The sequence below is a fragment of the Paenibacillus sp. JCM 18996 genome, assembly GCF_055392555.1.
The window spans coordinates 610,185-632,296 of record NZ_AP043884.1; the positions used below are offsets into that span (position 1 = coordinate 610,185).

24 protein-coding genes and 4 tRNA genes are annotated in these 22,112 nt (G+C 47.0%); 22 read left to right on the plus strand and 6 right to left on the minus strand.

The features are described from left to right. Positions 1-12 precede the first annotated feature (12 nt). Both ACZ5N7_RS02910 and ACZ5N7_RS02915 read left to right on the plus strand, forming a co-directional pair. On the plus strand, positions 13-1,281 hold the full coding sequence (locus ACZ5N7_RS02910) for an efflux RND transporter periplasmic adaptor subunit (protein WP_464657247.1): 1,269 nt from the start codon (positions 13-15) through the stop codon (positions 1,279-1,281). 42 nt (positions 1,282-1,323) lie between these two features. After that, positions 1,324-3,051 (plus strand): hypothetical protein, encoded by a 1,728-nt coding sequence (locus ACZ5N7_RS02915; RefSeq protein WP_464657249.1) that lies wholly within the window; start codon positions 1,324-1,326, stop codon positions 3,049-3,051. Positions 3,052-3,119: 68 nt separating this feature from the next. On the opposite strand, the gene ACZ5N7_RS02920 is transcribed toward ACZ5N7_RS02915, so the two are convergent. Continuing rightward, the gene (locus tag ACZ5N7_RS02920) at positions 3,120-3,635 is read right to left on the minus strand and encodes a 2'-5' RNA ligase family protein (RefSeq protein ID WP_464657251.1); all 516 of its coding nucleotides are present in this window, start codon (positions 3,633-3,635) and stop codon (positions 3,120-3,122) included. 159 nt (positions 3,636-3,794) lie between these two features. Between ACZ5N7_RS02920 and ACZ5N7_RS02925 the strand changes: the two genes are divergently transcribed. The 4 genes from ACZ5N7_RS02925 to ACZ5N7_RS02940 all read left to right on the plus strand — a co-directional run bounded on the left by ACZ5N7_RS02925 (position 3,795) and on the right by ACZ5N7_RS02940 (position 4,841). Next, entirely contained in the window at positions 3,795-3,959 is a 165-nt protein-coding gene (locus ACZ5N7_RS02925) for a hypothetical protein (protein WP_464657253.1), read from the plus strand. A 76-nt stretch (positions 3,960-4,035) separates the two neighbouring features. Further along, positions 4,036-4,112 (plus strand) — tRNA-Met (locus ACZ5N7_RS02930). Positions 4,113-4,146: 34 nt separating this feature from the next. Beyond that, a tRNA-Ile gene (locus ACZ5N7_RS02935) sits at positions 4,147-4,220 on the plus strand. 532 nt (positions 4,221-4,752) lie between these two features. Next, positions 4,753-4,841: transfer RNA gene (locus tag ACZ5N7_RS02940), tRNA-Leu, on the plus strand. A 34-nt stretch (positions 4,842-4,875) separates the two neighbouring features. Here ACZ5N7_RS02940 and ACZ5N7_RS02945 read toward each other — a convergent pair. Next, positions 4,876-5,673, minus strand: a complete 798-nt coding sequence (locus ACZ5N7_RS02945; RefSeq protein ID WP_464657255.1) for a YheC/YheD family protein — start codon at positions 5,671-5,673, stop codon at positions 4,876-4,878. 189 nt (positions 5,674-5,862) lie between these two features. Here ACZ5N7_RS02945 and ACZ5N7_RS02950 point away from each other — a divergent pair, with 189 nt between their 5' ends. The 4 genes from ACZ5N7_RS02950 to ACZ5N7_RS02965 all read left to right on the plus strand — a co-directional run bounded on the left by ACZ5N7_RS02950 (position 5,863) and on the right by ACZ5N7_RS02965 (position 9,447). Then, positions 5,863-7,062, plus strand: a complete 1,200-nt coding sequence (locus tag ACZ5N7_RS02950; RefSeq protein WP_464657257.1) for a phenylacetate--CoA ligase family protein — start codon at positions 5,863-5,865, stop codon at positions 7,060-7,062. A gap of 22 nt (positions 7,063-7,084) precedes the next feature. Beyond that, positions 7,085-8,047 carry a 2,3-diaminopropionate biosynthesis protein SbnA gene (gene sbnA / locus ACZ5N7_RS02955; protein ID WP_464657259.1) on the plus strand — a complete coding sequence of 321 codons (963 nt, stop codon included), beginning with the start codon at positions 7,085-7,087 and terminating at the stop codon, positions 8,045-8,047. Between the two features lie 13 nt (positions 8,048-8,060). Next, positions 8,061-9,035, plus strand: coding sequence for a 2,3-diaminopropionate biosynthesis protein SbnB (locus tag ACZ5N7_RS02960; protein WP_464657261.1), 975 nt, complete (start codon positions 8,061-8,063; stop codon positions 9,033-9,035). A 142-nt stretch (positions 9,036-9,177) separates the two neighbouring features. Next, positions 9,178-9,447 (plus strand): hypothetical protein, encoded by a 270-nt coding sequence (locus ACZ5N7_RS02965; protein WP_464657262.1) that lies wholly within the window; start codon positions 9,178-9,180, stop codon positions 9,445-9,447. A 418-nt stretch (positions 9,448-9,865) separates the two neighbouring features. Here ACZ5N7_RS02965 and ACZ5N7_RS02970 read toward each other — a convergent pair whose 3' ends face one another. Both ACZ5N7_RS02970 and ACZ5N7_RS02975 read right to left on the minus strand, forming a co-directional pair. After that, the gene (locus ACZ5N7_RS02970; RefSeq protein WP_464657264.1) at positions 9,866-10,021 is read right to left on the minus strand and encodes a hypothetical protein; all 156 of its coding nucleotides are present in this window, start codon (positions 10,019-10,021) and stop codon (positions 9,866-9,868) included. A 72-nt stretch (positions 10,022-10,093) separates the two neighbouring features. Beyond that, positions 10,094-10,246: a hypothetical protein gene (locus tag ACZ5N7_RS02975; protein ID WP_464657266.1), complete on the minus strand. Its 153-nt coding sequence runs from the start codon at positions 10,244-10,246 to the stop codon at positions 10,094-10,096. Between the two features lie 976 nt (positions 10,247-11,222). Between ACZ5N7_RS02975 and ACZ5N7_RS02980 the strand changes: the two genes are divergently transcribed. The 7 genes from ACZ5N7_RS02980 to ACZ5N7_RS03010 all read left to right on the plus strand — a co-directional run bounded on the left by ACZ5N7_RS02980 (position 11,223) and on the right by ACZ5N7_RS03010 (position 17,507). Then, positions 11,223-11,810: a hypothetical protein gene (locus tag ACZ5N7_RS02980; protein WP_464657268.1), complete on the plus strand. Its 588-nt coding sequence runs from the start codon at positions 11,223-11,225 to the stop codon at positions 11,808-11,810. A gap of 32 nt (positions 11,811-11,842) precedes the next feature. Then, positions 11,843-12,625, plus strand: a complete 783-nt coding sequence (locus ACZ5N7_RS02985; protein ID WP_464657270.1) for an energy-coupling factor transporter transmembrane component T family protein — start codon at positions 11,843-11,845, stop codon at positions 12,623-12,625. Between the two features lie 11 nt (positions 12,626-12,636). Then, the gene (locus ACZ5N7_RS02990) at positions 12,637-14,370 is read left to right on the plus strand and encodes an ABC transporter ATP-binding protein (RefSeq protein WP_464657272.1); all 1,734 of its coding nucleotides are present in this window, start codon (positions 12,637-12,639) and stop codon (positions 14,368-14,370) included. After that, the gene (locus ACZ5N7_RS02995) at positions 14,367-15,212 is read left to right on the plus strand and encodes an MBL fold metallo-hydrolase (protein ID WP_464657274.1); all 846 of its coding nucleotides are present in this window, start codon (positions 14,367-14,369) and stop codon (positions 15,210-15,212) included. Before ACZ5N7_RS02990 ends, ACZ5N7_RS02995 begins: the two co-directional genes overlap by 4 nt. 38 nt (positions 15,213-15,250) lie before the next feature. Continuing rightward, positions 15,251-16,273, plus strand: a complete 1,023-nt coding sequence (locus ACZ5N7_RS03000) for a LacI family DNA-binding transcriptional regulator (protein ID WP_464657276.1) — start codon at positions 15,251-15,253, stop codon at positions 16,271-16,273. A 3-nt stretch (positions 16,274-16,276) separates the two neighbouring features. Further along, entirely contained in the window at positions 16,277-16,942 is a 666-nt protein-coding gene (locus ACZ5N7_RS03005) for an HD domain-containing protein (protein WP_464657278.1), read from the plus strand. Between the two features lie 178 nt (positions 16,943-17,120). Continuing rightward, complete coding sequence (locus tag ACZ5N7_RS03010) at positions 17,121-17,507, plus strand: copper amine oxidase N-terminal domain-containing protein (protein WP_464657280.1); 387 nt, start codon at positions 17,121-17,123, stop codon at positions 17,505-17,507. Between the two features lie 369 nt (positions 17,508-17,876). Here ACZ5N7_RS03010 and ACZ5N7_RS03015 read toward each other — a convergent pair. Continuing rightward, a tRNA-Val gene (locus ACZ5N7_RS03015) sits at positions 17,877-17,949 on the minus strand. Positions 17,950-18,018: 69 nt separating this feature from the next. Continuing rightward, the gene (locus ACZ5N7_RS03020) at positions 18,019-18,912 is read right to left on the minus strand and encodes a hypothetical protein (protein ID WP_464657282.1); all 894 of its coding nucleotides are present in this window, start codon (positions 18,910-18,912) and stop codon (positions 18,019-18,021) included. A 171-nt stretch (positions 18,913-19,083) separates the two neighbouring features. Between ACZ5N7_RS03020 and ACZ5N7_RS03025 the strand changes: the two genes are divergently transcribed. The 5 genes from ACZ5N7_RS03025 to ACZ5N7_RS03045 all read left to right on the plus strand — a co-directional run bounded on the left by ACZ5N7_RS03025 (position 19,084) and on the right by ACZ5N7_RS03045 (position 22,051). Then, the gene (locus ACZ5N7_RS03025; RefSeq protein ID WP_464657284.1) at positions 19,084-19,434 is read left to right on the plus strand and encodes a PilZ domain-containing protein; all 351 of its coding nucleotides are present in this window, start codon (positions 19,084-19,086) and stop codon (positions 19,432-19,434) included. A 733-nt stretch (positions 19,435-20,167) separates the two neighbouring features. After that, positions 20,168-20,398 carry a hypothetical protein gene (locus tag ACZ5N7_RS03030; RefSeq protein WP_464657286.1) on the plus strand — a complete coding sequence of 77 codons (231 nt, stop codon included), beginning with the start codon at positions 20,168-20,170 and terminating at the stop codon, positions 20,396-20,398. A gap of 36 nt (positions 20,399-20,434) precedes the next feature. Beyond that, positions 20,435-20,923 carry an N-acetyltransferase family protein gene (locus tag ACZ5N7_RS03035; RefSeq protein ID WP_464657288.1) on the plus strand — a complete coding sequence of 163 codons (489 nt, stop codon included), beginning with the start codon at positions 20,435-20,437 and terminating at the stop codon, positions 20,921-20,923. Between the two features lie 104 nt (positions 20,924-21,027). Beyond that, positions 21,028-21,375 (plus strand): hypothetical protein, encoded by a 348-nt coding sequence (locus tag ACZ5N7_RS03040; protein ID WP_464657290.1) that lies wholly within the window; start codon positions 21,028-21,030, stop codon positions 21,373-21,375. Positions 21,376-21,394: 19 nt separating this feature from the next. Further along, on the plus strand, positions 21,395-22,051 hold the full coding sequence (locus ACZ5N7_RS03045; RefSeq protein ID WP_464657292.1) for a DUF6483 family protein: 657 nt from the start codon (positions 21,395-21,397) through the stop codon (positions 22,049-22,051). Positions 22,052-22,112 lie beyond the last annotated feature (61 nt).

Sequence of the window (22,112 nt, forward strand, 5' to 3'; positions counted from 1 at the left end):
GAATCGTACAAAATGAATCCATTTCTGTCAGCAAACGCAGACCGCCATTTTAAATTATTCGGAGCTGTCGTCCTTACTGCCGCCGTGCTGTCGGGCTGCACCGCGCAGGCCGCCGGAAACGCCAAAGACCCGAAGCCGGCAGCTCAGGCTGAGCAGATCAAGACCGTAAAAGTCACCGGTGTAACGAAGCAAAAAATCGGCGACCCGCTGGAGCAAATCGCGGACGTGGTATCCTCCATCCAAATGGATATTGTCGCCAAGTCCGGAGGGGATGTGCAGCAAATTTTGAAAAAACGCGGAGATTCCGTGCAGAAAGGCGAGGTCATCCTCCGGCTGGATACGACCGATGCTTCGTTGCAGAAGGAGAAGGCCCAACTGGGGATGAAGAGTGCTCAGGAGCAGCTGAGAAAAGCCCAGGAGGATTTTAACAATAACAAAACGAAAATGCAGAACGGCATTACGAAAACCGAGCAGGCCCTGAAGGATCAGCAGAAAAGCTACAATAAAATGAGAAACGATTACGACCAAGGGTTAGTCACCAAATTCCAGCTTGATCAACTTGAAACGCAACTGAATAACACCAAGCTGGATCTCGATATGGCGCAGAAAGAGCTGAAGACGCTGGAAAGCACAAATCCGCTCGTGCAGCTGCAGGTCGGAGTGGAATCTTCGGCACTGTCCATCAGGGAAGTGGACCGTTCCATCAGCAATATGGAGATTAAAGCGCCGACGAGCGGAATTATTACAGATCTCCCCATTGAAACGGGAATGACACTGTCTCCGGGATTTAAAGCAGGGCAGATTCAAATGATGGACCCGATCAAAATCCGTGCGGATTTAACGGAAGTATCGGCAGCTCTTGTCCGGGGGAAGCAGGAAATCAGCTTCTACCTTCCAGGCTCCGCCGAGAAAACAAAGGGAACCGTCACCTATTTGTCCGATGTGATCGGAGCTCAATCGAAGGCGTACCAATTGGAACTGGAAGTCGCAAACAGTGACAACAAATTGAAGCCGGGCATGAAAGTGCAGCTGCTGCTGACTGAGGACAACGACCAGATCGTGACGTCTGTCCCGACATCCAGCATTGTAAGGGAAGCGGGAGACACCTTCGTTTTTATTTATAACAGCGATAATACCGTCGAGAAAAGAAAAGTACAGTTAGGCCGCTTGAACGATCTTTACCAGGAAGTGCTCTCCGGCGTGAAAGAGAATGAGCAGCTCGTCATCTCCGGGCAGCATCAACTGAAAGATAAAGAGAAAGTGCAGCTCGCCAAACAGTAATCGTTCCAATTCATCATTCACGATTTTATGGAGGGAAACAACTTGATAATCCAGTGGAAAAAATCAGCTTTAACCGTCATCCTGTCATCGACCCTTTTGACTCAAGGCTACGCCGCCTTCGCCGACGAAGCTCCCGCCGCTGCCGATTCCGTACATACCCAGGCTTCCTATAAATTGACCGACCAGCTTGATGTGGAGATCAAATCTGTACTCAATGAGAAAGTGACTGACGGGACCCGCCTCGGGGTGGTCATTCGCTTGAAAAACAACGCTTCGAAACCCGTCAGGGTCCCGGACTACGAGCTTCGGTTCCGTACCGACGAAGGAGTGGAGTACACGCTGAAGCCCAGCGCATCCAACCCTAAATCGGTACAGCCCAAGACCAAGCAGGAATTAAGCTATATGGCAACCATTGACCGGATCGATACCGTTACTATTAAAGAAATCGGCTGGGTCGACGTCGATTTGTATGTGTACCCCAAGCAGGAGACCCCGGTGCTGAACGTTCCGGTCACGGCTGAGGCTTGGCAGGGCAGCGGTACGGTTTTTAAAGACGCCTCCGCTTTGAAAAAGTGGGGAGAAAGCTTTGCGATCCCGTCCCTGCAATCTCCGCTCAAGTATACGCCGGTGAGCATTACAAACGATGTTTCGGGGCAGATTCCGACGGCTTTGATCCAATTATTGGTTGAGAATGGAACGGCTTCAAGGGAAACCGTACCTGATTTTGTTATCGACGGTAAGAGCGACAAAAAGGTGTTCAGTGGAAAAAGGGTGGAGCAAGGGCCTGTGACGGTTGAGCCGGGAGACAAAAAATACATCCATTATGCTATCCCTACCGAGCTTGACACACAATTGATTTCCCTGAATTTGCTGACTCAGGAAAAATTCAACCTTGGGGAAAGCCCGGCGGCTGCACCGGTACAATATACCGTTGGCCGGCTGAATGTCATCCTGCCTTCTTCCAATCCAATAGAATCTATGGCTGCTGCGATCTATCAGATAGGCAATCCTTTGAAATTCGATCCGATGAACCCGATTGTATCTCCGGATATGGATGTGTCGCTGGTGGAGCTCAATGTGCATGAAAACGAAGGAGAGGGCTATAAAACGGCGATCGCCAAATTCAAGCTTATGAACAAAGGCGATAGTCCGCTGGCGATTCCTGCCTTCCAGGCCGAGCTTGCCAGCAAAGACGGATTCGCTTATACGGGAGCCCGCCAGAACATTACGACTCAGAAAGTAATGCCGAATACCGCTTTTTCCTTAAGCTATTCTTTTATCCTTCCGCCTTCGGAAACGAAAGAAAGCCTGATTCTGAAGCTGCAGGATACTGTCAGCGCTGCGCCGTACAAAACGACGATTTCCGCAAGCCGGGTCGCTTTGAAGGAAGCCCTGCCTGAGCCCGACCAGATTTCGATGTATCCTTTCAGTATGAAAATTATGGATTGGAGAATCAGCTCCAATTTCACAATTCAAAGGACTTACGGCTACAAATTGAAGCTGTGGCTTGACATTAAACGTCCGGACCAGGTAATTGTCGACAGCAATTTCTCTAAGCTGCAATTCGAGCTTCTGGATACGGCAGGCAGAGTCATTTCGACTAAAGCTTTGAATTTCACCGGTCCGAACCGGATCATCTCCGGGGAGAACAATATTATGTTCGACTCTACCACGGAGCAAATGGAGTATCCGGTGACTGTCAATGTGTACGAGTCGATCACCACGCCGAACGGCGAAGCCAAGCGGTTGGTCGCAACCTTCAAACAATAAGGCAAAGCATATACTAAACAAAGGATCGTCAGGATGATACCCTGCCGGTCCTTTTAAATGCAGGTGACCTAACCTCGTAACAGGAACGTTTGATATACGCTCCATACGCCGTTCTCGGCCTGCTGCAGCAGATCCAGCCGTTCTACCTTGCAGGCCAGGTGGATCTTGATATTTTTCAAACTCGCGAGCACATCGTTCAATTCGTCCGGGCCCATCTGCTGTCCGACTGTCAAATGAGGAGTGAAGGTATAAGCAGCCTTATTCGGCTCCGCCAGGACTCCGGCACAAACTTGACCGTATAACCGGTTCATTTCCTGCGTCTCGTCCAGAGCAAGATAGATCACGGGAGATTGGGGCTGAAAAGAACTAAAGCGGTTGAAGCAAATGGAGAATGGAGCCAGCTTTTCCGTAACCTGTTCCAAATGCGCCAGCGCCTGGCTCAAACGGGCCTCGTCCCAATTTTCCGCCTCACGAACGGTGATGTGCGGAGCGATCAAGTTGTAATGGGGGTCATAACGTTTGCGATAGCTGTCAGCTATGTCCTGCACTTCTTTGGATGGAAACCACACGGTACCGAAATTCATGGAAACCCCACCTTTCCTCAAAATAAAGCGGCAGCTTTTCTATTTATTATATTCCGAGAACGATTTAAAAGAAATCCACTGCAGAAGCACCACAATAAAGCGCATATAAAATGGTTATACTACATTTACCAGATAAATGTTCAACAGGAGAGATGGGCGATGAAATGGGTCTATTGGTCCCGATTATACGACAATAAATTTCAGGCCGGCTGTCTGGCAAAACGGATGGAAGAGGATTGGTGGATTTACGGCTACGAGTGTCCTCAGGAGGTGGAAATTTTCCGCTCGAAAAAGGGGCGTTTCGGCGTTCGGTACATCCATTAACTTATCCTTAAAAAAACAGTTGACTACTGGTCGGGATATAGTGTATATTTATTTTTGTCGCTATTACAGCTACTGTCGCGGGGTGGAGCAGCCCGGTAGCTCGTCGGGCTCATAACCCGAAGGCCGCAGGTTCAAATCCTGCCCCCGCAACCAATTTACTTATTAAAACCGTCATATAAGGCAATAAGGGCCCTTAGCTCAGTTGGTTAGAGCGGTCGGCTCATAACCGATTGGTCGGGGGTTCGAGTCCCTCAGGGCCCACTTAATCAAACCCTTGCTGTACAAGGATTTAATCGAAAAGATACCAATCAAGCCCATTGTTTTGCTCCCGAAAATAGAGCGATTCAGCGGGCTTGCTAACGTTTTGGTCACGAAACCGTTGTTACGGCACCTCATTGCCCCATTCGAGGACTTATGGCTATGCGAGGACGGTGCAGCCAACTCAGCTCTATTATTGCCCGTTTCCTCTGTAATGGTTGATCCATTTTAACATCACCGGATAAAATTTTTTGTATAAAATTAACCATACAGTGATGATAGCCGCTATTTTTAATTCGATCATGCTCATAATTGTATGCCACCTAATCATTTCGTGATATTCCCATCTTAGCACTAACTGACGACAGCCACAAATGAAGCCGGCGGTGATAGATAAAACCAGCATTACATTGAGGCTCCACGCACCTGATGTATACAGCGTGCATCCTGTGCCGAACACTTGATTTAATAGGTGGATTGGAATAAAATAATCTTTACCGAACATCATATCAACGCTTTTCCGTTGACATCCTAAGCCGGGGTGGCGGAATTGGCAGACGCACAGGACTTAAAATCCTGCGGTAGGTGACTACCGTACCGGTTCGAGTCCGGTCCTCGGCACCAAAAAACTCCTTTACATTAATCCGAATCTCTCGGGTTAAGGTAAAGGGGTTTTTCTTTTTGCTGAAGGTGTCAGGTCCATTGTACGACCGTAAGCCTTGGCATAGCGGACGATTCTGCGGATGGTCTGTTTGTTGTCCAGCCTGTTGAATAATCGGGGATCAGGCTTCGTATTCACTTCAAGGATCCACAGCTTCATGCTGCGGTCTATGGCGACATCAATCCCAATTTCCTTCATGCGGGGAAAGCTTTGCTCAAAATGCGCCGCTACTTCAAGCCCGAGCCGCTTCAATTTGTCCTTGACCGTCTTGCTTTGGCCATATGGAGCCAGCAGCTCCGCTACTTCCAAAATATCGCCTCCGCCGGATATATTGGTGACCGCGGAGCCCGGAGGCCCCATCCGACCGAGGATGCCCGTGGTCTCCCATTGGCCCTCAAGATTCTTCTGCACCATCACCCGAATATCCACATTCCGTTTCTGGTATTTTAGCAGGCGGATGCCTTTTTGGATTAAATAATGCTTCTCTCCGATTCGATTTTCCAAAGCTGCTTCCAGGTCTTCCAGTCTCTGAAACTGACGAATTCTACGCGCAGTATGATAGGAATAGGTCGCATCCGCTTTCGGACCGGCCAGCTTTTCCACCTTCATGACGCCTACACCGCACGATCCCCTGTCCGGCTTAAGGTACACCATGATATACCGGTCCAGCATTTCCCTCAATGTTTGCGTACTCCATTTTTTCGTTTCCGGAATATACTTTCTCAGTTCACCGCTCTTCATGAGCACCTCGGTTTTCCTCCACTTGCTGCTGACGCATTGGCTTTTTTTGTCCATAGGCAGGCCCCTTTGTTTTGACCGGATGATGTCATGATTGTCCTTCTATACGATACGGGAATGGGACCTTTTCTGATTGAGGCACCCGACTATTTTGTTAAGGGAATGTTCTGTGTTGAAAGAACGCGGTCAGACCCGCCTACATATATATGACAAGAGGGTATTTTGCAACTACCGGGAGGTCGTCGATTGATAACGAACGCGGGTTTGGCGGATAAGCTGGAGAAAATGACATCTTTGTTCCCTTGGTACAGCAGCCTGTTACAGCAAAAGGATACTGCGGACATAGCCCGTTTGCCGCTGATGACCGCGGAGCTTCTGGAGAAGCATTACTATAATGAGCCTATGCATGGGCACGGGTTGAGCGTGTACCGCACCTCCGGAACGAGCTCAGGACGAAGAAAATCGATTTTCTATTCAAAAGAAGACGATCAGCGGTACATTCAAATGAAGGTAAAATTGTTCGGCGACTTCCTTACGGGCAGCGGGATCAGGAAAGCCGCGTCGGATATGGGCACCGGCCATGCGGCGGGCACCGCTTCGGAAATTTGCCGGCAGCTGGGTATTTCCAGCCTGGACATCGCCTTTGACAGCCCGATCGGAGAGCATGTGAAGAAGCTGGAGTATTTTCAGCCGGGGCTGCTGTATACGATGCCATCCATTCTTGACAGTCTCCTCTACACGGCACAGGAACCTTCCGCTCTAGGCATCCGCAAAGTGATTCTGGTGGGCGAGCCCGCGCCGCTTGAATGGCAAAAAAAAGCCGCATCCTTATTAAATATCCGTCCGGAGGATATCCTGGACACTTTGGGATCGATCGAGATCGGCACGGTCGCTTATTTTGACCATTCGATTCAGAAGTACGTGCTGGTTGACGGGCTGTTCGCGGAAGGCGTTCAGCCGAAGGCAGTGGGATTGGATATCGAGCCATTGGGCGGCAGGGAAGATATTTTGGTGGTAACTTCTCTGACACGGCAATATTTTCCCGCCATCCGGTTCGTCACCTACGATGTAGTCCGTGATTTGTGTACGATGACGGTGGGAGGCAGGGAGCGGCAGACGTTCCAGGCCATTGTTAAACGAGTCGGCACTGAAGTCAAGCATGGAGAGAAAATTTCGATATACGATATCGAGGAAGTTATATATAAAGAATTAAACGAGGCCAGCGTACGGGTCCGGGTGAAGGATAATCGGCTCATCGTTTATATACGCAGCCGTTCGATGGATGAAGAGGCAAGATTACGCATCAGACAGGGAATCCAGAACCAGATCCCGGAAATCGGCGAAATGATCGCAAACGGAATTCTGCAGGAAATCAAAATAGAACGGATGGAGAAGGATGAGCTCTGGAGCCGGGGAAATGTGAAATCCAAGAAGCTGTACAGTTAAAGCTTTTGAAAGAAGGGAAGCTATGTACGAACAAGAGGGGATTTTGTCGGCAGTCGGCCGCACACCTTTAGTTAGGCTCAGCCGAATTGGACGGGAAAATGACATCAGAGTGTACGCGAAGCTGGAATTTATGAATCCCGGAGGAAGCTCCAAGGATCGTCCCGGAGCGGCTATTCTGGCGGAAGCGCTGCGATCCGGCATCATTCGGCCTGGCAGCACGGTGATAGAATCGAGCTCGGGCAATATGGCTATTTCGCTCGCTCAGGTATGCGCTTATCACGGACTGGGGCTGATTGTGGTGGTGGATCCGAAGACAACGAAGCAAAATCTGCGGATTATGCAAGCTCTGAATTCCAGGATCGAATATGTATCCGAGCCCGATCCGGATACAGGGGAATTTTTGACCGCCAGATTGAAGCGTGTGCAGGAGCTGCTCACTGAAGTGAAGGACAGCTATTGGCCTAATCAATACGCTAATACGCAGAATGCGCTGGTCCACTACAATACGACGATGAAAGAGATCGTCGAACTGCTGCCGCAGATCGATTACTTGTTCTGTGGTGTTAGCACATGCGGGACGTTGAACGGCTGCGCCCGGTATGTGAAGGACTATGGCATGCGCACCAAGCTGATTGCTGTGGACGCGGCAGGAAGCGCTATTTTCGGCGGGCCGCCCTCGAAACGGCTGCTGCCGGGACTTGGCGCGGTAATAACGCCTGAGCTTTGCCCGAAAGAGCTCGTCGAAGAAGTAGTGTACGTATCGGATATCGAATCCATTCAAGGCTGCCGTAAGCTGGTCCGGGAAGAAGCGATTCTCGCGGGAGGTTCCTCCGGAGGAGTTTTCTCGGCGTTCGAGAAGCTAAAGGACAGAATTCCGGCCGGATCCACCTGTGTAATGATTTTTCCGGACCGGGGAGAAAGATATCTGGATACAGTGTACTCGGATACTTGGGTGCTTGACAATTTTGGCTGGCAGCCGGAATGAAAAGGGGAGCACAATGATCTATCTGAACGAGGAGGATATCCTTCAAATCGGCATCGACTGGCCGGAAATCATCGGGGTGATTGAAACATCGCTAAATGCCATGCGCAAGGGCGAGTTTGTCCAGCCGGTCAAGCCTTACTTGCGGTATAAGCAGCCGGAGAACCGGATTATTGCAATGCCGGCTTACGTGGGGGGAAGCTTTCACCAGGCCGGTATCAAATGGATAGCGAGCTTCCCGGGCAATTTGCGCAAAGGGCTGCCTAGAGCGCACAGCGTGGTGGTGTTGAATGACGCGGACACAGGGGTGCCGGAGGCCATCATTCAATCTTCCCTGGTAAGCGCAATCAGGACAGCGGGTGTCAGCGGCACCGTGTTGAAATGGTTTACGAACAGCCGCGGCCTGTCCACAGCGCAGGTTGGCATTATCGGCTGGGGGCCGATCGGCCGTTTCCACTATAGCATGTGCATTGAAATGTTCGGGGACAGAATAGAAAGAGTAAAAGTCCACGACATACGACCGGATAATAAGGAACCGGTTTTGCTTCATCCGGAGAAAATCGAGTGGGTAGAAGGCTGGCAGCAAGCTTATCTCAGCTCAAATGTGGTCATGACTTGTACGGTTTCTCCTGAGCGCTACATTGACTGTAAGCCTAAGCCAGGCAGCCTGCTGCTGAACGTTTCTTTAAGGGATTTTACAGCTGAAGCTGTGGAAGGGATCAAAGCGGTGGTTGTCGACGATTGGGAAGAAGTGTGCCGCGAAAATACGGATATTGAGATGCTTCACAAAGAAAAAGGATTAACCGCCAGCGATGTGTTTTCCCTGCAGGAGCTGATTTGCGGGGATCGTGAAACAATGCCTTCAGCCTTCCTGGACAGCAGCGAGCCGGTTTTTTTCAATCCTATGGGAATGGCCGTATTTGATATCGCAATCGCGTCTTATTATTTACAGAAAGCCAGGGGGCGGGGGTTAGGCCTGTTATTAAAATAATCGGTTTCCGCTTAAGCGGGCAGCGCATACTGCGTCACTTAAACGCATATATATGGAAGCAGATTTTCTGATACTGTTCGTGATGAAAGTTAATACGGAAGGTCTGAACGCTTACACTTCTTGCGGTAAAGGAGCGCTGCCCATGCTGGTTAAAAAGGATACTGGACTGGCTGTCCCCGTGTTCACAGTCCATTCGCTGCCGCACAAATATGAGTTAATTAAAGCAATACTGACGGTCCGGAGCGGTGAGAAGATGGAAGATTACGAAGCGGCATTGGAGGAGCTGGCTATAATTGCAGTTCAACATAACGCGGACGCGGTCATAGGCGTTACGATCATGCCCATAGCAAGCTCAGCTGCGAGATTTCTCGCCATGGGTACTGCGGTTAGGTATGTTATCCCGAATGGATAGCCAGCTTTAAGTGTTAATAAATGGTGTTCAAATATAAAGCCCAGTGTTTAAAACAACTGGGCTGATTTCCCGTACTTTACTTCGAAATTAATAAACCCATACTGAACGAATTATGATTACCAGCAGAATAAACAAAACCAGTACAGCTCCAACGCTTCTCATATCACATAACTCCCTTCGTCAAAAAGTGGAAATTGTATTACGTTGGTACTATATGAATTTCTATCATTCAATGCTTGGACTAATATATGTACTTAGAAAAACCGGCATATGTTGATAGCACAAAAAAGCTCCTTTAACTCCATTATTGTTGTGCGTTATGACTGGGGATATTAATCAAATGAGCTGGACAAAAAATAAACACTCCGATCCATCGGAATGTTTATTTTTTCGCAATAGGTTTCATGTGACCAGAAGTCTATTGTTCACCCTCATTGTCCATAACTCTGCCTGGACCGTCGGTTTCCTGGATCAAAACCGGTTTGTCCGTTTTTATTGTTTTGTGCATGTTCACGGCTGCGTTGGCAGTTGTTTTTAAATCTCGCAGTTCGGCGTTCTCGGTTTTGTTTTGCATCTATGGTTCGTCCTTTCTGTCATTGTTGTAAACCGCTATAGGATTGTTTCTTCGCTCCGGAGTTATACAGCACTATGTTAAACCTTCTTCCGATGCCGTCGGTTGTTCTTCGTTGGTGCTGTCCTCTTTGTTTTTCACATGCCTCATGGTTGCTCCCTCGACTTGTTCAAGCAGTTCTTCTACAGATAGAGAGGTTCTGCCATTGTTCCGATTGTATTCATTCACTTCTCCGCTGCCTCCTTGGTTTATCCATATGGTCCCTCCTTATGATTCAGAAATGCCTGCAAAAATTATGCGAAGATCACACTATAAATCAAACTCGCTGGACAAAAAGATCATAAAAACGGCTGTGATGGTCAGTTACTGCTATCTACAGCCATTTTTTCCTCAATTTGCTTAAAAGAAAAATGGGGAGAAGAACGGACGCTCCGAAATTGCAAGCAAATCGAATAATACAAGTGGAGTGAACGGGTTGAAGAATGGGAAAAAACCAAAACCACTTGTGCTCACAGGCTTCGGATTTATAGAGATTCAAAATATAAGCAGGCACATAAGACCTCTTTCAAGTAGGTAATAGAAAAAAGGCTATGCAGTAAGTGTGTGCTGATATTCAATTGGAGGGTTGTTTTTTCGTTGATTAACGCATTCAAAAACGTGGAAGCGGGAAATGTGTATCGACGAATTCGGCCCGCTATCGCTTCAGCCCTACCGCGGCAAAGGGTGGTTCCAACAGCGTCGGCCCAAGCGTCTTCGAGCTACTTATACGCGGCCTCATGGCGTCAAGCATTTACTGGCGGCGCTCGACCTAAAGACGAACCGGCTTTACGGCCACCATCCCAAAGCAAGAAGCATGCGGATATTCTCCGGTTTTTTAAGGAAGTGGAAGAGCGGGTGGCGACACTGGATATTTCGGAAATTGTGGAGCGTGCTCTTTAATTCTATTTGTTAAGGAAGTTCTTTAAACAGCCTAGGCTTTGATAGAGAAATGAAGAGAACAATTTACTCCTAACCTAAGTGAAGATGAAACTAGCGCTTCCTAAAATCATAAAAATCTCTGATCAGTCGTCCTTGAGACAGGCTGTTTTTTTACTGATGGCCTTTACTAATTCTTATTATGCAGTTTACTTTGCGATGATAGTTTTATAATAATCTTTAATTAAGTTATACGTATAACTTAATTAATTTATTGGAGGTCTTTAGTGTGGATAATCAATCCGGTATTCAAACAGCCCCTTCGGAGCTGAAAGGTGGAGCGGCCACCCGGGTAGTTGCTGTAGTTGTATCCGCGTTAGTTTTTGCTGCCTTAGTCTATATTTCAAGGTTTGCTCCGAAAATTTTCGGAATGCAGATCACGTATCCGGCAGCCGGAGTTGCACCCGCGTTTGGTATCTGGTTTCAAGGTTGGGGAGCGCTAGGTTTGGTCCTAGGGGTTAATATCTCACAGCTTCCTGCAGGCATGAATCCTTTGGTATGGATTCCGGCGAACCTTTCCCAAGTCATCACCGCCATGCTGCCTGCTCTATTGTACAGAAAAGATACAGTAGACAATTTCAAAGATTGGCTGCGTTTTTCCATCATCTGCTTGTTTACCGCCGCCGTGCAATTGCTGGTTGTATTATGGAATATCAGTATGAACGGCATGGTCCCATTCTCGCTTGGATTAAAAACTTTGTATCCGATCCAAATTCTTGGCAACATTATCTGGATGGTTACGCTCGGTCCTATTTTGCTGAATGTCGTATCTCCTTATATTCGCAAGGCGGGGCTAAAATTCAAAAGTATGTTTTAAGTCAGCTATGTTTTAGAAAGGGCGTGCGCTAAATGGGGGAATTAGGTTTTTATTCGCCTGGAAATTCCTTTTTTCATAAGCTTCATCCTGTCTCCAAAATTATTACGTTCGCCGTTTTGTTAGCGATTGTCCCCCTCTTGACCAAGCAGATGATCACCAATTTAATATTGGTGATTCTGCTGTTCTTTTTCATATTGCTCGCCAGAATTGGAAAGAAACAATTATTTTATTTTTTCCCGGCCTGGGGCATTGTACTGCTTACCGCCGTTTCCTGGCTTTTTGTCGACCTTGGGGGTCATGTGCTTTGGCAGACAACGATGTTTGGCTTTACTTACCGGCTGAAGGAATTTTCCGTCATCAAAGCCGTGACTATGTCTTTGAGATCTATCATCTGGGTGTTCGGTTATATTCTGCTGCTGACCACGACTACTAACAGAGAGCTCGTGGTCGGACTGCAAAAGTTGGGAGTTCCCCATAAGGTGTCCGTTGCTGTTGGAATGACGCTCAAGTTCTGGGGAAACATTCTGGAGGATATCAAAAAGATTGTTGAAGCTCAAAAAGCGAGGGGTATTGATTTTGATGGTGCTTCCAGGCTCGCTAAACTTAAAAATGGGATTATGCTCACAAGCATACCAGCCATTTTTTTGATGCTGAAACGTTTTCGGACGATGAGCTTCGCTCTTTCATTGCGAGCTTTTGGCATTCCGGGGAAAAAAACAAGAATTTTTTGTCCGGCATTCAGGAAAACGGATTGGGGATTTATCGTTGTTTTCTTTGTTATCATTCTGGTCGTTCTATTAGCTGATTGGAAGTGAGGTGAATTGTCATGGAGCGCACTGTTGTTGAAATCAAGGATTACAGCTGCCGTTACGGCAAAGAGGAAAGCTTGAACCTTAAGGGGATTTCTTTGGAGGTGAAAGAAGGCGAGTTTTTAGCGGTTATGGGTCCGAGCGGCGGAGGCAAGTCCACTTTGGCATTTTCTATCAACGGCATTATCCCTCATGAAATTGAGGGAAGTGAAACCGCAGGGCAGATCAAGGTTTTAGACTTTCTGATAAGAGACAATCATCCGAACAAACTGATCAAGACCATAGGAACTGTTTTGCAGGACCCGGAATGGCAGATTGTAAATTTTTCTGTCGAAGATGAGCTCGCTTTCGGACTTGAAAATCTGGGTACTCCGACGGCCCAAATTAAACAGCGGATTCAAGCAGTGGCGGAAATCATGAATTTATCGCATTTGCTGCAAACCTCCCCGGACAAACTTTCCGGCGGTCAAAAACAGCGAATATCCATTGCTGCCTGTTTGGCGTTGGAGGCACCGATTCTTCTGCTGGATGAGCCGATTGCGGAGCTGGATCCGATCGGAAAAGCGACTGTACTTGAGAAGGTTTCTGAGTTAAATAAACAGCTCGGACTCACTGTCATATTCATCGATCATAACATTGATATGCTGTCTCCCTATGCGGATCGGGTGGCGATCGTTTCACAAGGAGAGCTGCAGGCGGTAGGAACTCCTAAAGAGATTTTTGGTAATCAGGAGCTTATTATAAAAGCGGGACTGCGGCCTCCTCAAATTGTTGAACTGGATTCAATGCTGGCTGCTGTCACGCCTCATTCCGGGGGAATACCATTGACAGTGGATGAATTAATAAATAAATATGCACTTACGTGCGGCAAACAGCCAATTCAACATCAAGATGAAAATGAAAACTTCAGGCAGCCCTTGCTTTCCATGCATCAGGTGGATTTTGGTTACTACAAAGGGCAAAACATCATCAGCAATCTCAATCTTACTGTGAACGCAGGGGATTTTATTGGTCTGGTAGGGCAAAACGGCGCGGGAAAAACTACGACTGCCAAGCTGTTAACCGGATTAATGGCGCCGAGCAAAGGGGACGTTTTACTGGGCGAGGAGCGTCTGCGGAATATGCGGCGGATTGAAGTGGCCCAGAAAATCGGTTACGTTTTTCAAAACCCGGATTTTCAGTTCTTTAATAAAACTTGTTATGACGAGATTGCTTATGGTCTAAGACTGAGAAAAGTTGCTGAGCAGGAAATAAAAGCGAAAGTTGATGAGGTTATGGAGGTTCTCGGAATTTCGTCGTACCGTGACCAGCATCCTCATTTTTTGAGCAGGGGAGAGAGACGAAGAGTTGCGATTGCTTCTGTTGTTATCCTTAAGCCGGAAGTCATTATACTAGATGAACCAACGACAGGACTCGATCCAAAGACATCCACGCAGATGCTCGAATATATAAAGAAACTTCACAGTCAAGGACATACGATTATTATGCTCACTCATGAAATGAGAGCGGTGCTTGAGTACTGCAATCGCATGATTCTTATTGAGGGCGGTGCAGTAATTTTAGATGAACATCCTGCGATCGCGTTTAAGAAAAAGGACTTGCTTGAATCTTATCAAATCAAACTGCCTGTACTCGCTGAACTGTTTTATAAGCTGCGCAAAGAGCAAAATTTCATCCTCCCGAGAAATAATGAGGAATGCGCTAAGCTGCTGTTGGAACAATTGAATGATCAGGAGGTGGCTTTAGGATGAAGCTGCATGTATTAGGCAGATATGCCGGGTTCCCGGCGGCTGGAGGCGGAGCCTCCTCCGGGTATTTGATCGAGACGGATGAAACCAAAATCATGATCGATTGCGGCAGCGGAGCGCTGAGCAACGCAATGAAAATTTGTGCGATAGATGAAATTGATGCCATCGTATTAAGCCATGTGCATGCGGATCACATTCTGGATCTCGTGCCTTTAGGTTATTTGTTATTGGAAAGATGCATGACAGTCAGCACGGAGCGCAAGCTCAGACGAATACCCGTTTATGTGCCGGATGGCTCACAGGCGGTGTTGGAGGGCATTTCCGAAGTGTTGGGCCATCCAAAGTTTGTATTCGGAAAACCGGATGAGTACGGTCCGATTTATGAAGAATTTCGAAGCCTTGTCGCAGGCGAAAAAGATTTTTTCTCAGCTCTGCTGCCTAAAATCGGCTATGTTGAACAGCAGGTTTTAGGCTTTGGCGGGTTACGCGTATCTTTTGCGGCAGTGAACCACGGCTTTCCGGCGTTTGCCATGAAATTTGAATATAAAGGAATAAAAATCGTGTTTTCGGCGGATACAGCACCTTGCGACACACTTGCAGATTTTGCACGAGGGGCCGATCTGTTCTTATGCGAGGCAACCGGAAATGCGGATAACGGGCGTTTTTACAAAACGCATCTGAATCCTGTGCAAGCCGGGGAAATCGCTGCCGAGGCCCAAGTTAAATCGTTGCTTATCACGCACATTACACCTAACACAGATGAAAACTGGATTATTCAAGAGGCGAAAAAAACATTCGCTGGAGAGGTAAAAGTAGCGCAGGAACTGCAAACTTACCTTGTGTAACAGAATCTGTTGTATAGGTGCTGAATCCGGAGGACCGCATGCGCCAAACTAACGGGAGTTACCCCACGAGTAAAGACGTTGCGAAAAAAGCAGGCGTCTCACAATCTATAGTGTCCCTTGTCATGAACGGCAAAGAAAAGGGCCGGGTGTCGCAGGAAACGAGAGACAGAGTCATCCGTTCGGCCGAGGAATTAGGGTATACGATCAATACAACCGCAAGAAATCTAAGAATGGGTTCTACTATGACGATCGGTTTTGTGGTGCCTAATATCGAGAACCCGGTCTATATTCCTGCCATTAAAAAGGCGACAGAAATGTTGAGGCAATATGGCTACACTCTGTTATTACTCGACGTCGGGCATGACCTGGACTGGCTTAAACTGATCCTGAACACCCAGGCGAGTCAGGCGGTGGACGGTTTTATTTTATTTTCGCTCGATCTGAAAAACGAAGAAATACCTGATTTTATTAAAGGGAAATTTATTTCCATTGATTCAGATATTGATGACAAAATCAACATCTCATTAGATTTTTATAACAACGTTACAAATGGGCTGCGTTATTTAATAGAACTTGGACATCGCAATATTGCGCATATTACGATAGACGTAGACAGAAGAACATTGGTTGATAGAAGACGGGCTTATTTAGATGTGATGGCAGAATACAAAATATGTGTCAAACCACAGTACTACCTGAAAAGTCTTTTTTCTTTGGATGATGTAACTTCAGCCGTTGAACAATTGATCAAACAGCATCCTGAAGTTAGCGCCATTTTTTGCGACGATGATTTTTTTGCCGTTGGCGTTTATAAGGCGGCTCGAAATTTGGGAATAAAAATACCTTCTGAATTATCAGTGTTAAGTATAAACGATACGGATATTGCCCGAGTGCTTACACCTGAATTGACGGTTTTATCCATTCCATCCGCCAAGTTGGGGGAACTGGGTGTCTTACAACTAATGAATTTATTGAAAGGCGAAAAGATAATCAAAGAAGGCGTAATGGAACTCCCTCTCATTATCCGAGGATCCACTGCGCCCGCAGTAAAGAGGGGTTAATTCATGATAATGGATCAAGGGCTGCAAATTATTCATACCCGAGTGCATGAAAAATTAAGTCAAGACTCAACAGGCCATGATTATTATCATGTCGTTAGAGTAGCCAATCTGGCCAGAGCATTTGCAAAGGCGGAAGGGGCAAATTTGAACATATGCTTTGTTGCCGGGCTTTTGCACGATTATTGTCATCCGGAAGAAAAACAATTCGGCATTCCCCACTGGGGGCCCGAGGCATTAAAAATGATCGAAGAGGTTCTTGACGAAGCTGAAATGGCAGATCAAGAAAAACAGGCAGTATTACAGTGCATCGCGGAACATGAGTCCTATCGATTCCTGGGTCATCAAGCCGACATGACGCTGGAAAGCAAAATTTTGCAGGATGCGGACCGGATTGAAGCTTTGGGCGCTATCGGTATTGCCCGGACATTCATGTACGCGGGAGCCTATGGCAATCCTATGTTTACACCTGATGAAAGCTTGGGAAATTGGAGTCCGCTTCCCAGTGTAAGACAATCCGCCGTGACTCATTTCTATGAAAAACTGCTGAAGCTTAACGAGGAAATGCATACGGAGTCAGGCAGAACGATTGCAAATGAACGTACGGAGTATATGAAGCAATTTTTAGAGCAATTCAAAAAAGAGTGGAGCACTAATTCAAGAGAATTATAGGCTCCTGCTATAAATGAACACTCCCAATCTATGGGGGTGTTTATTGATATGCAGTGTATGAATGGGTAGCCCATTGCTCAACTTAAGCTGTAGAATGATAGTTTGTTTGCTCTTGGCATCTGTTTTATCCATAACGTTTGCATTTACCGGCAGTAAGGATATAACAGCAAGTAATTCGATGGCAGGTTCGATTGTTTTTACGGTAGGAAGCCCGGATGTTATTATAGACGGAAGCAAAAAGACGGTTGAGGCGCCTCCTGTGTTGGACGGAAATTATACTATGGTTCCTTTCCGGTTCATTGGCGAAGCATTGGGGGCCAAGGTGGATTGGAACTGCGACGATCAAAGCGTTACGCTGACGGTGAACGCCCAAACCATTGTGCTTGCTATAAACAGCAGGACGGCTGCCGTGGACGGAAATAAGGTGGTACTTGACAAGCCGTCAAAAATAATCAATGGTTATACAATGGTGCCGCTTCGTTTTGTAGGCGAGGCTCTAAATCAAAGGTCCATTGGGACGGCGCAACGAAACGGATTATGCTCCAAGCGGACTCCGAAGATTTGAAAAAAGCTGCTGCGGAACTTCTTTTATACGACCAACCTCGACTTGCTGCGTACAGGAACTCCATGCCGCCCAATCTTTCGTCCAGTCTGAAGGCTGTTCAAAATTCGGCGGCCAAATACGACCGAACGCTTTCGGAATAACGTTTATGTAGAGCCGCGTATTCGTGTCCGCGTGAAATTGCTGAATAGGTACGGAACGGAATTATGCGCACGCCAGCGTTTATGGAATTTGTGTATTTGACAGGGACAGCTATATTTTTAAGAAAAAATGTTACTCCAATGTTACTCAAGGGCTAAAACTCGCGCTCTGTCCAGTTTGAAAATTCTGCAGAAAAAGCAAAAACCCTTGCTGTGCAAGGGTTTTTCTTTATGACCTGAGCCGGGCTCGAACCGACGACCCCCACCCTGTCAAGATGGTGCTCTCCCAGCTGAGCTATCAAGTCATGTGTTATAGCGACAAGAAGTATCATAACAAATCTTTAATAACTTGTCAACGCTAATGCACACCGCTATTATTTTGTTTGCAAAAGTTGTTGAGTTATAGTCGTCGCGTATTTAATACCATCCGGATTTGTCTTGGTATTGCTCATGGCTGCCAGAATCTGAGATCTTGAGCTGGCATCCATTGCCGCAAAAATACTGACAGCTTTATTCTGATCTGCTTTCATTAACTCGGATAACAGCAAAGCCGCGCTGGATGCAGGCATCTGGCTGTATGTTTTTACCAGGTCATCGACCGGCTTCTGCGTACTTGGGAGAAGATCCAATTGTTTTTGTACCGAAGCGGGATCGGCAGTACTGTCAGGGGGGAAATCCGCCAAAGTTTTGGAAATATCCGCCGCCTTTTTTGGATCCATCTTTGCCAATATAGCTGACCGCTGCTGAGCTTTCATACCCAACATGGTAAAAGCACTGTCTTTTAGCGACATATTCCCAATAATTGCGCTGGCTTGCGCAGGCGACATTTTGGTAAACGCGGAAGCAACTTCATCAGTTTTTTTCTTGAAATCCGCATTCATGTCTGCAGGTGCCGCACTCGTCCCGGAATTCGGGTCTTGCACTGCTGTACCCGAACCTGAGGCTGTGCCGGAAGAGTTGGATTGACCACTGTTCTGCTGGGCACTGTCGGCAGTTCCAGGTGCAGTCGTTTTAGCCGGCTGCGTCTTGCTGTTCGCTGTGTCTGCCGGTGATTTACTACTTGCCAACTTGGAAATAGTATTCACGCCGGACGCAGCGCTTTTTCCGACGTTCATCAAAGCTCCAGAAAAGCTCTTGCTTCCTGCTTGCTGCAGCAATCCAATTTCCACCACGGCAAGCACAGAAGCGAACACAAGAGGAATAACTACCAGATAAATTATTTTCTGAAACTTGCTTAAAGACTGCTCTGATTTCTCCACGTTATCCATGCATGACTCCTAGTCTAGAGGTTTTATTACATTTAACGGTTTCCGGCTTTGGATTTGTTATAATTAGAGAAAATAAATTTATTCCGGCGATAGACCACCCCAAAATCTGTCCACCGGTCTGCGCAAATCTCTCTAAATAATTACCAATTGAAGACCGATATCTACAATATAATGATTTTTTGGAAAAAGGCGGGAAGAGATATCTTGGATTACAATCAGAGAAGACAGCATAAGCGGTCAAAAGGAATTTTGCATGTTTCTCTATCCATCCACTGCATTAAAAAGACAGAGATAACCACACGTAAAATTTTAGTGCGTGTAGAGGACATCAGTCTTGGGGGGCTGTGCTTTGAAAGCGATTTAAATTTTCCGTCGGAAGGCGAGTTCATCCTTAAATTGGAACACATTCTTTTTGGTCCGATGTACGGCTTTATTGTGTGGAAAACAAAAGGGAATAATAATTATCGGTACGGGGTACAATTCTCATCAGTTACAAACGCTTTGTTCCGATTTTTGAATTAATAAAAAAGTAAGAGGCGTTCATCCGGAAGCGAGGGTGCTGTTTCAGGACGCGAGATTGCTGCTTCCCTGGCAAAAGCTTCTGGCTAACTTGCAGATCGAGTGAGAAATGGCAGTGAGGAATGGGCCAGGGAAGGCTCTCGGTTTAGTTGGTCTGGAATCACGCGCGAATGAATGGCCGAATGGGGGCTACTTTATCACTTCTGTGCTTACCACATTATGAAAGTGCGAAACTTCATCAAGAGAGAACACTCTTAGAATAGAAACTTGGCCATTGCCATAGGTCACTTTTACGATAAACGTCTTCATATTGATATCCTCCTAAATCGCGTTGGCTGAATCCACTTTTGATATGCATACGGAACCAGTGTCTTGAGCCTCATTTGAATAAATGTAAAATAACATACGTTCGTGCTCTATTCCGAGAGAGTGAGCAACTTTTAGAATATCTAATTCACAAGATGTGTTTACATTTTGATTTGAATTCACGGACATCGCTTGCACTCTTCTCTCTAGTATTTTTTATCTCATTATGGGGGAACCAAGCGAAAAATACAGTCGTTTATTGTCTGGAGAAAATACGAATTTTTGTAAAAAAATGACGTCTATTGAAATAAAAAATCATCTGCTGAAATCGGCGGTGATTTTTTTATGCTCCCAGAAGATGAAACTATATTTTGACCGGAAAATTGTTTATAATTATATTTTATTCAAGCGTTCGAAAGAGAGGCCTTTTATGAGTGATTCTTCCATCACACGTCCCGCACAGCTGCGTAAGATTGCAGACAAGCTGTTTGAGGACGCGGGTTATACGAGCCGGGAGCTGCTTGATTTTATCACTGCGTTCGAAGAGCTTCACTTGGAGAACGAACGGCTGAAGCAGGAACTGGCCAAGGCGCGCGGACAGCAGTTGAAGAAAGTGACGCGGGAAATGTCGGATCGGTTGAGAGATGCTCTAAGAGAGTAGTCTTGCCTAGAGCAAACAGAAGGAGCGGACGGGAAAATGTTAGAGATCAGACCGGCGGTAAAAGAAGATGTGCCGCAAATACTGGATATTTATAACTACGCTGTTTGTGAAACGGCAGCCACTTTCGATTTGCAGGAACAGAACCTGGCAGAGAGGCTGGAATGGTTCTCTCATTATGGCGGCGCCTATCCGCTGATTGTCGGTGTCAAGGATGGCAAGGTTGTGGGCTACAGCAGCCTGTCGATGTTCCGAACGAAGCCTGCGTATTCCAAGACGGTGGAGCTTTCCGTGTATATAGACCCGAATCATTGGGGCCAAGGCATCGCCAAGCAGCTCATGACCGAAATCCTCAGGCAGGCGAAGCAGCTTGGCCATCACACAGTCATTTCCGCGATAACGGGAAACAACCAGGCCAGCATCAGGCTGCATGAGATTTTCGGCTTCACAAATGTGGGCTGCCTGCAGGAGGTCGGCTACAAATTCGACGCGTGGCAGGATGTCATTTTTTATCAGCTTATTTTGTAGAGGTTTTGGTAAATCGCACCTGCCGGCCTCGCTGTCTTGCCAAATGAAGCGCTCCCGCGATATCATTACTTGCACTCAATCTTACTTAAGGAGCGTTTTTACATATGATTACAGTCGAGCAAGCATGGGTTCCGGATGAGGCGGCTGTCACTCCTTCGGGAATTTGTCATAGAGGTCACTATTATACCTGTTCTTTTTGCATTCGCATGAATTGGTTTCAAAAAAGTTCGAACGAAGGAAGCTGGAATATTCCCATATTGTATTTGGAAGGGGATTCTTCCTCTATATCAATGGTTTTGGAAAACGGCGAGCTGGCTGCAGCGTATCGAATCCCCTGCCATAAGCCCGATCCTGCGGCTGAAGCTTATTTTGCCAGAATCGTGGAACTGAGACAGGCTTACGCCGATCGCAAGAAACGCGGCAAACACAGCCTGAGAGGGCTGATGAAATAGGTTGGAGGTGGAGTGAGATTTGCACAGAGACGACTTTTTCATGAGGTATATCGAACAGCTGACCAGAGGAGTAGCCCGGATTCTTGGGTTAAAACGCGAAAATAAGCTGCAGGAGGCAGGCCAGCAGGCCGACGATTTGCTCAAAGAGCTGCTCGGGATCAACGCAAAAACGGTTGACGCGCTTTCGTATAAGGAACTCGCGAAGCTTGTGAGCTACGGGGACACGTGGAATCCGGACAAATGCTTCATACTGGCCCGTTTGTTAAAGGAAAAAGCGGATCTGGGCGAGGCTCAAGGCAGGACGCAACAAAGCTATAACGACAATCTCAAAGCCCTGAATCTCTTCCTTGGAGTCGCCCTGCTTGAAAACAAGAATTTTACCGCAAAATACCGGTACTCTCTGGACAACCTCATTCACCAAATGAAATCTTTCTCGCTGCCGGAGGAGACTTTATACAGCTTGTTTCTGTACAATGAACAGCAGGGTCAATTCGCCAAAGCCGAGGATTTGCTGTACGAGCTGAAAGAGAGGAAAGCGGACCGGACACTAAATATCCAATGGACCGATGAAGCGGAATGCTTCTATAAAAGGCTGCTGGAGAAAACCGAGGAAGAACTGGAAGCGGGAAACCTGCCCAGGCCTGAGATCGAGGATGCGCTCCGCAAGCTGTGTTAGCTTCGGCAGGCAATTTTAAAAAAAGCCGACCCTGGAGGGCCGGTCAAAGCTGCATTCTCGA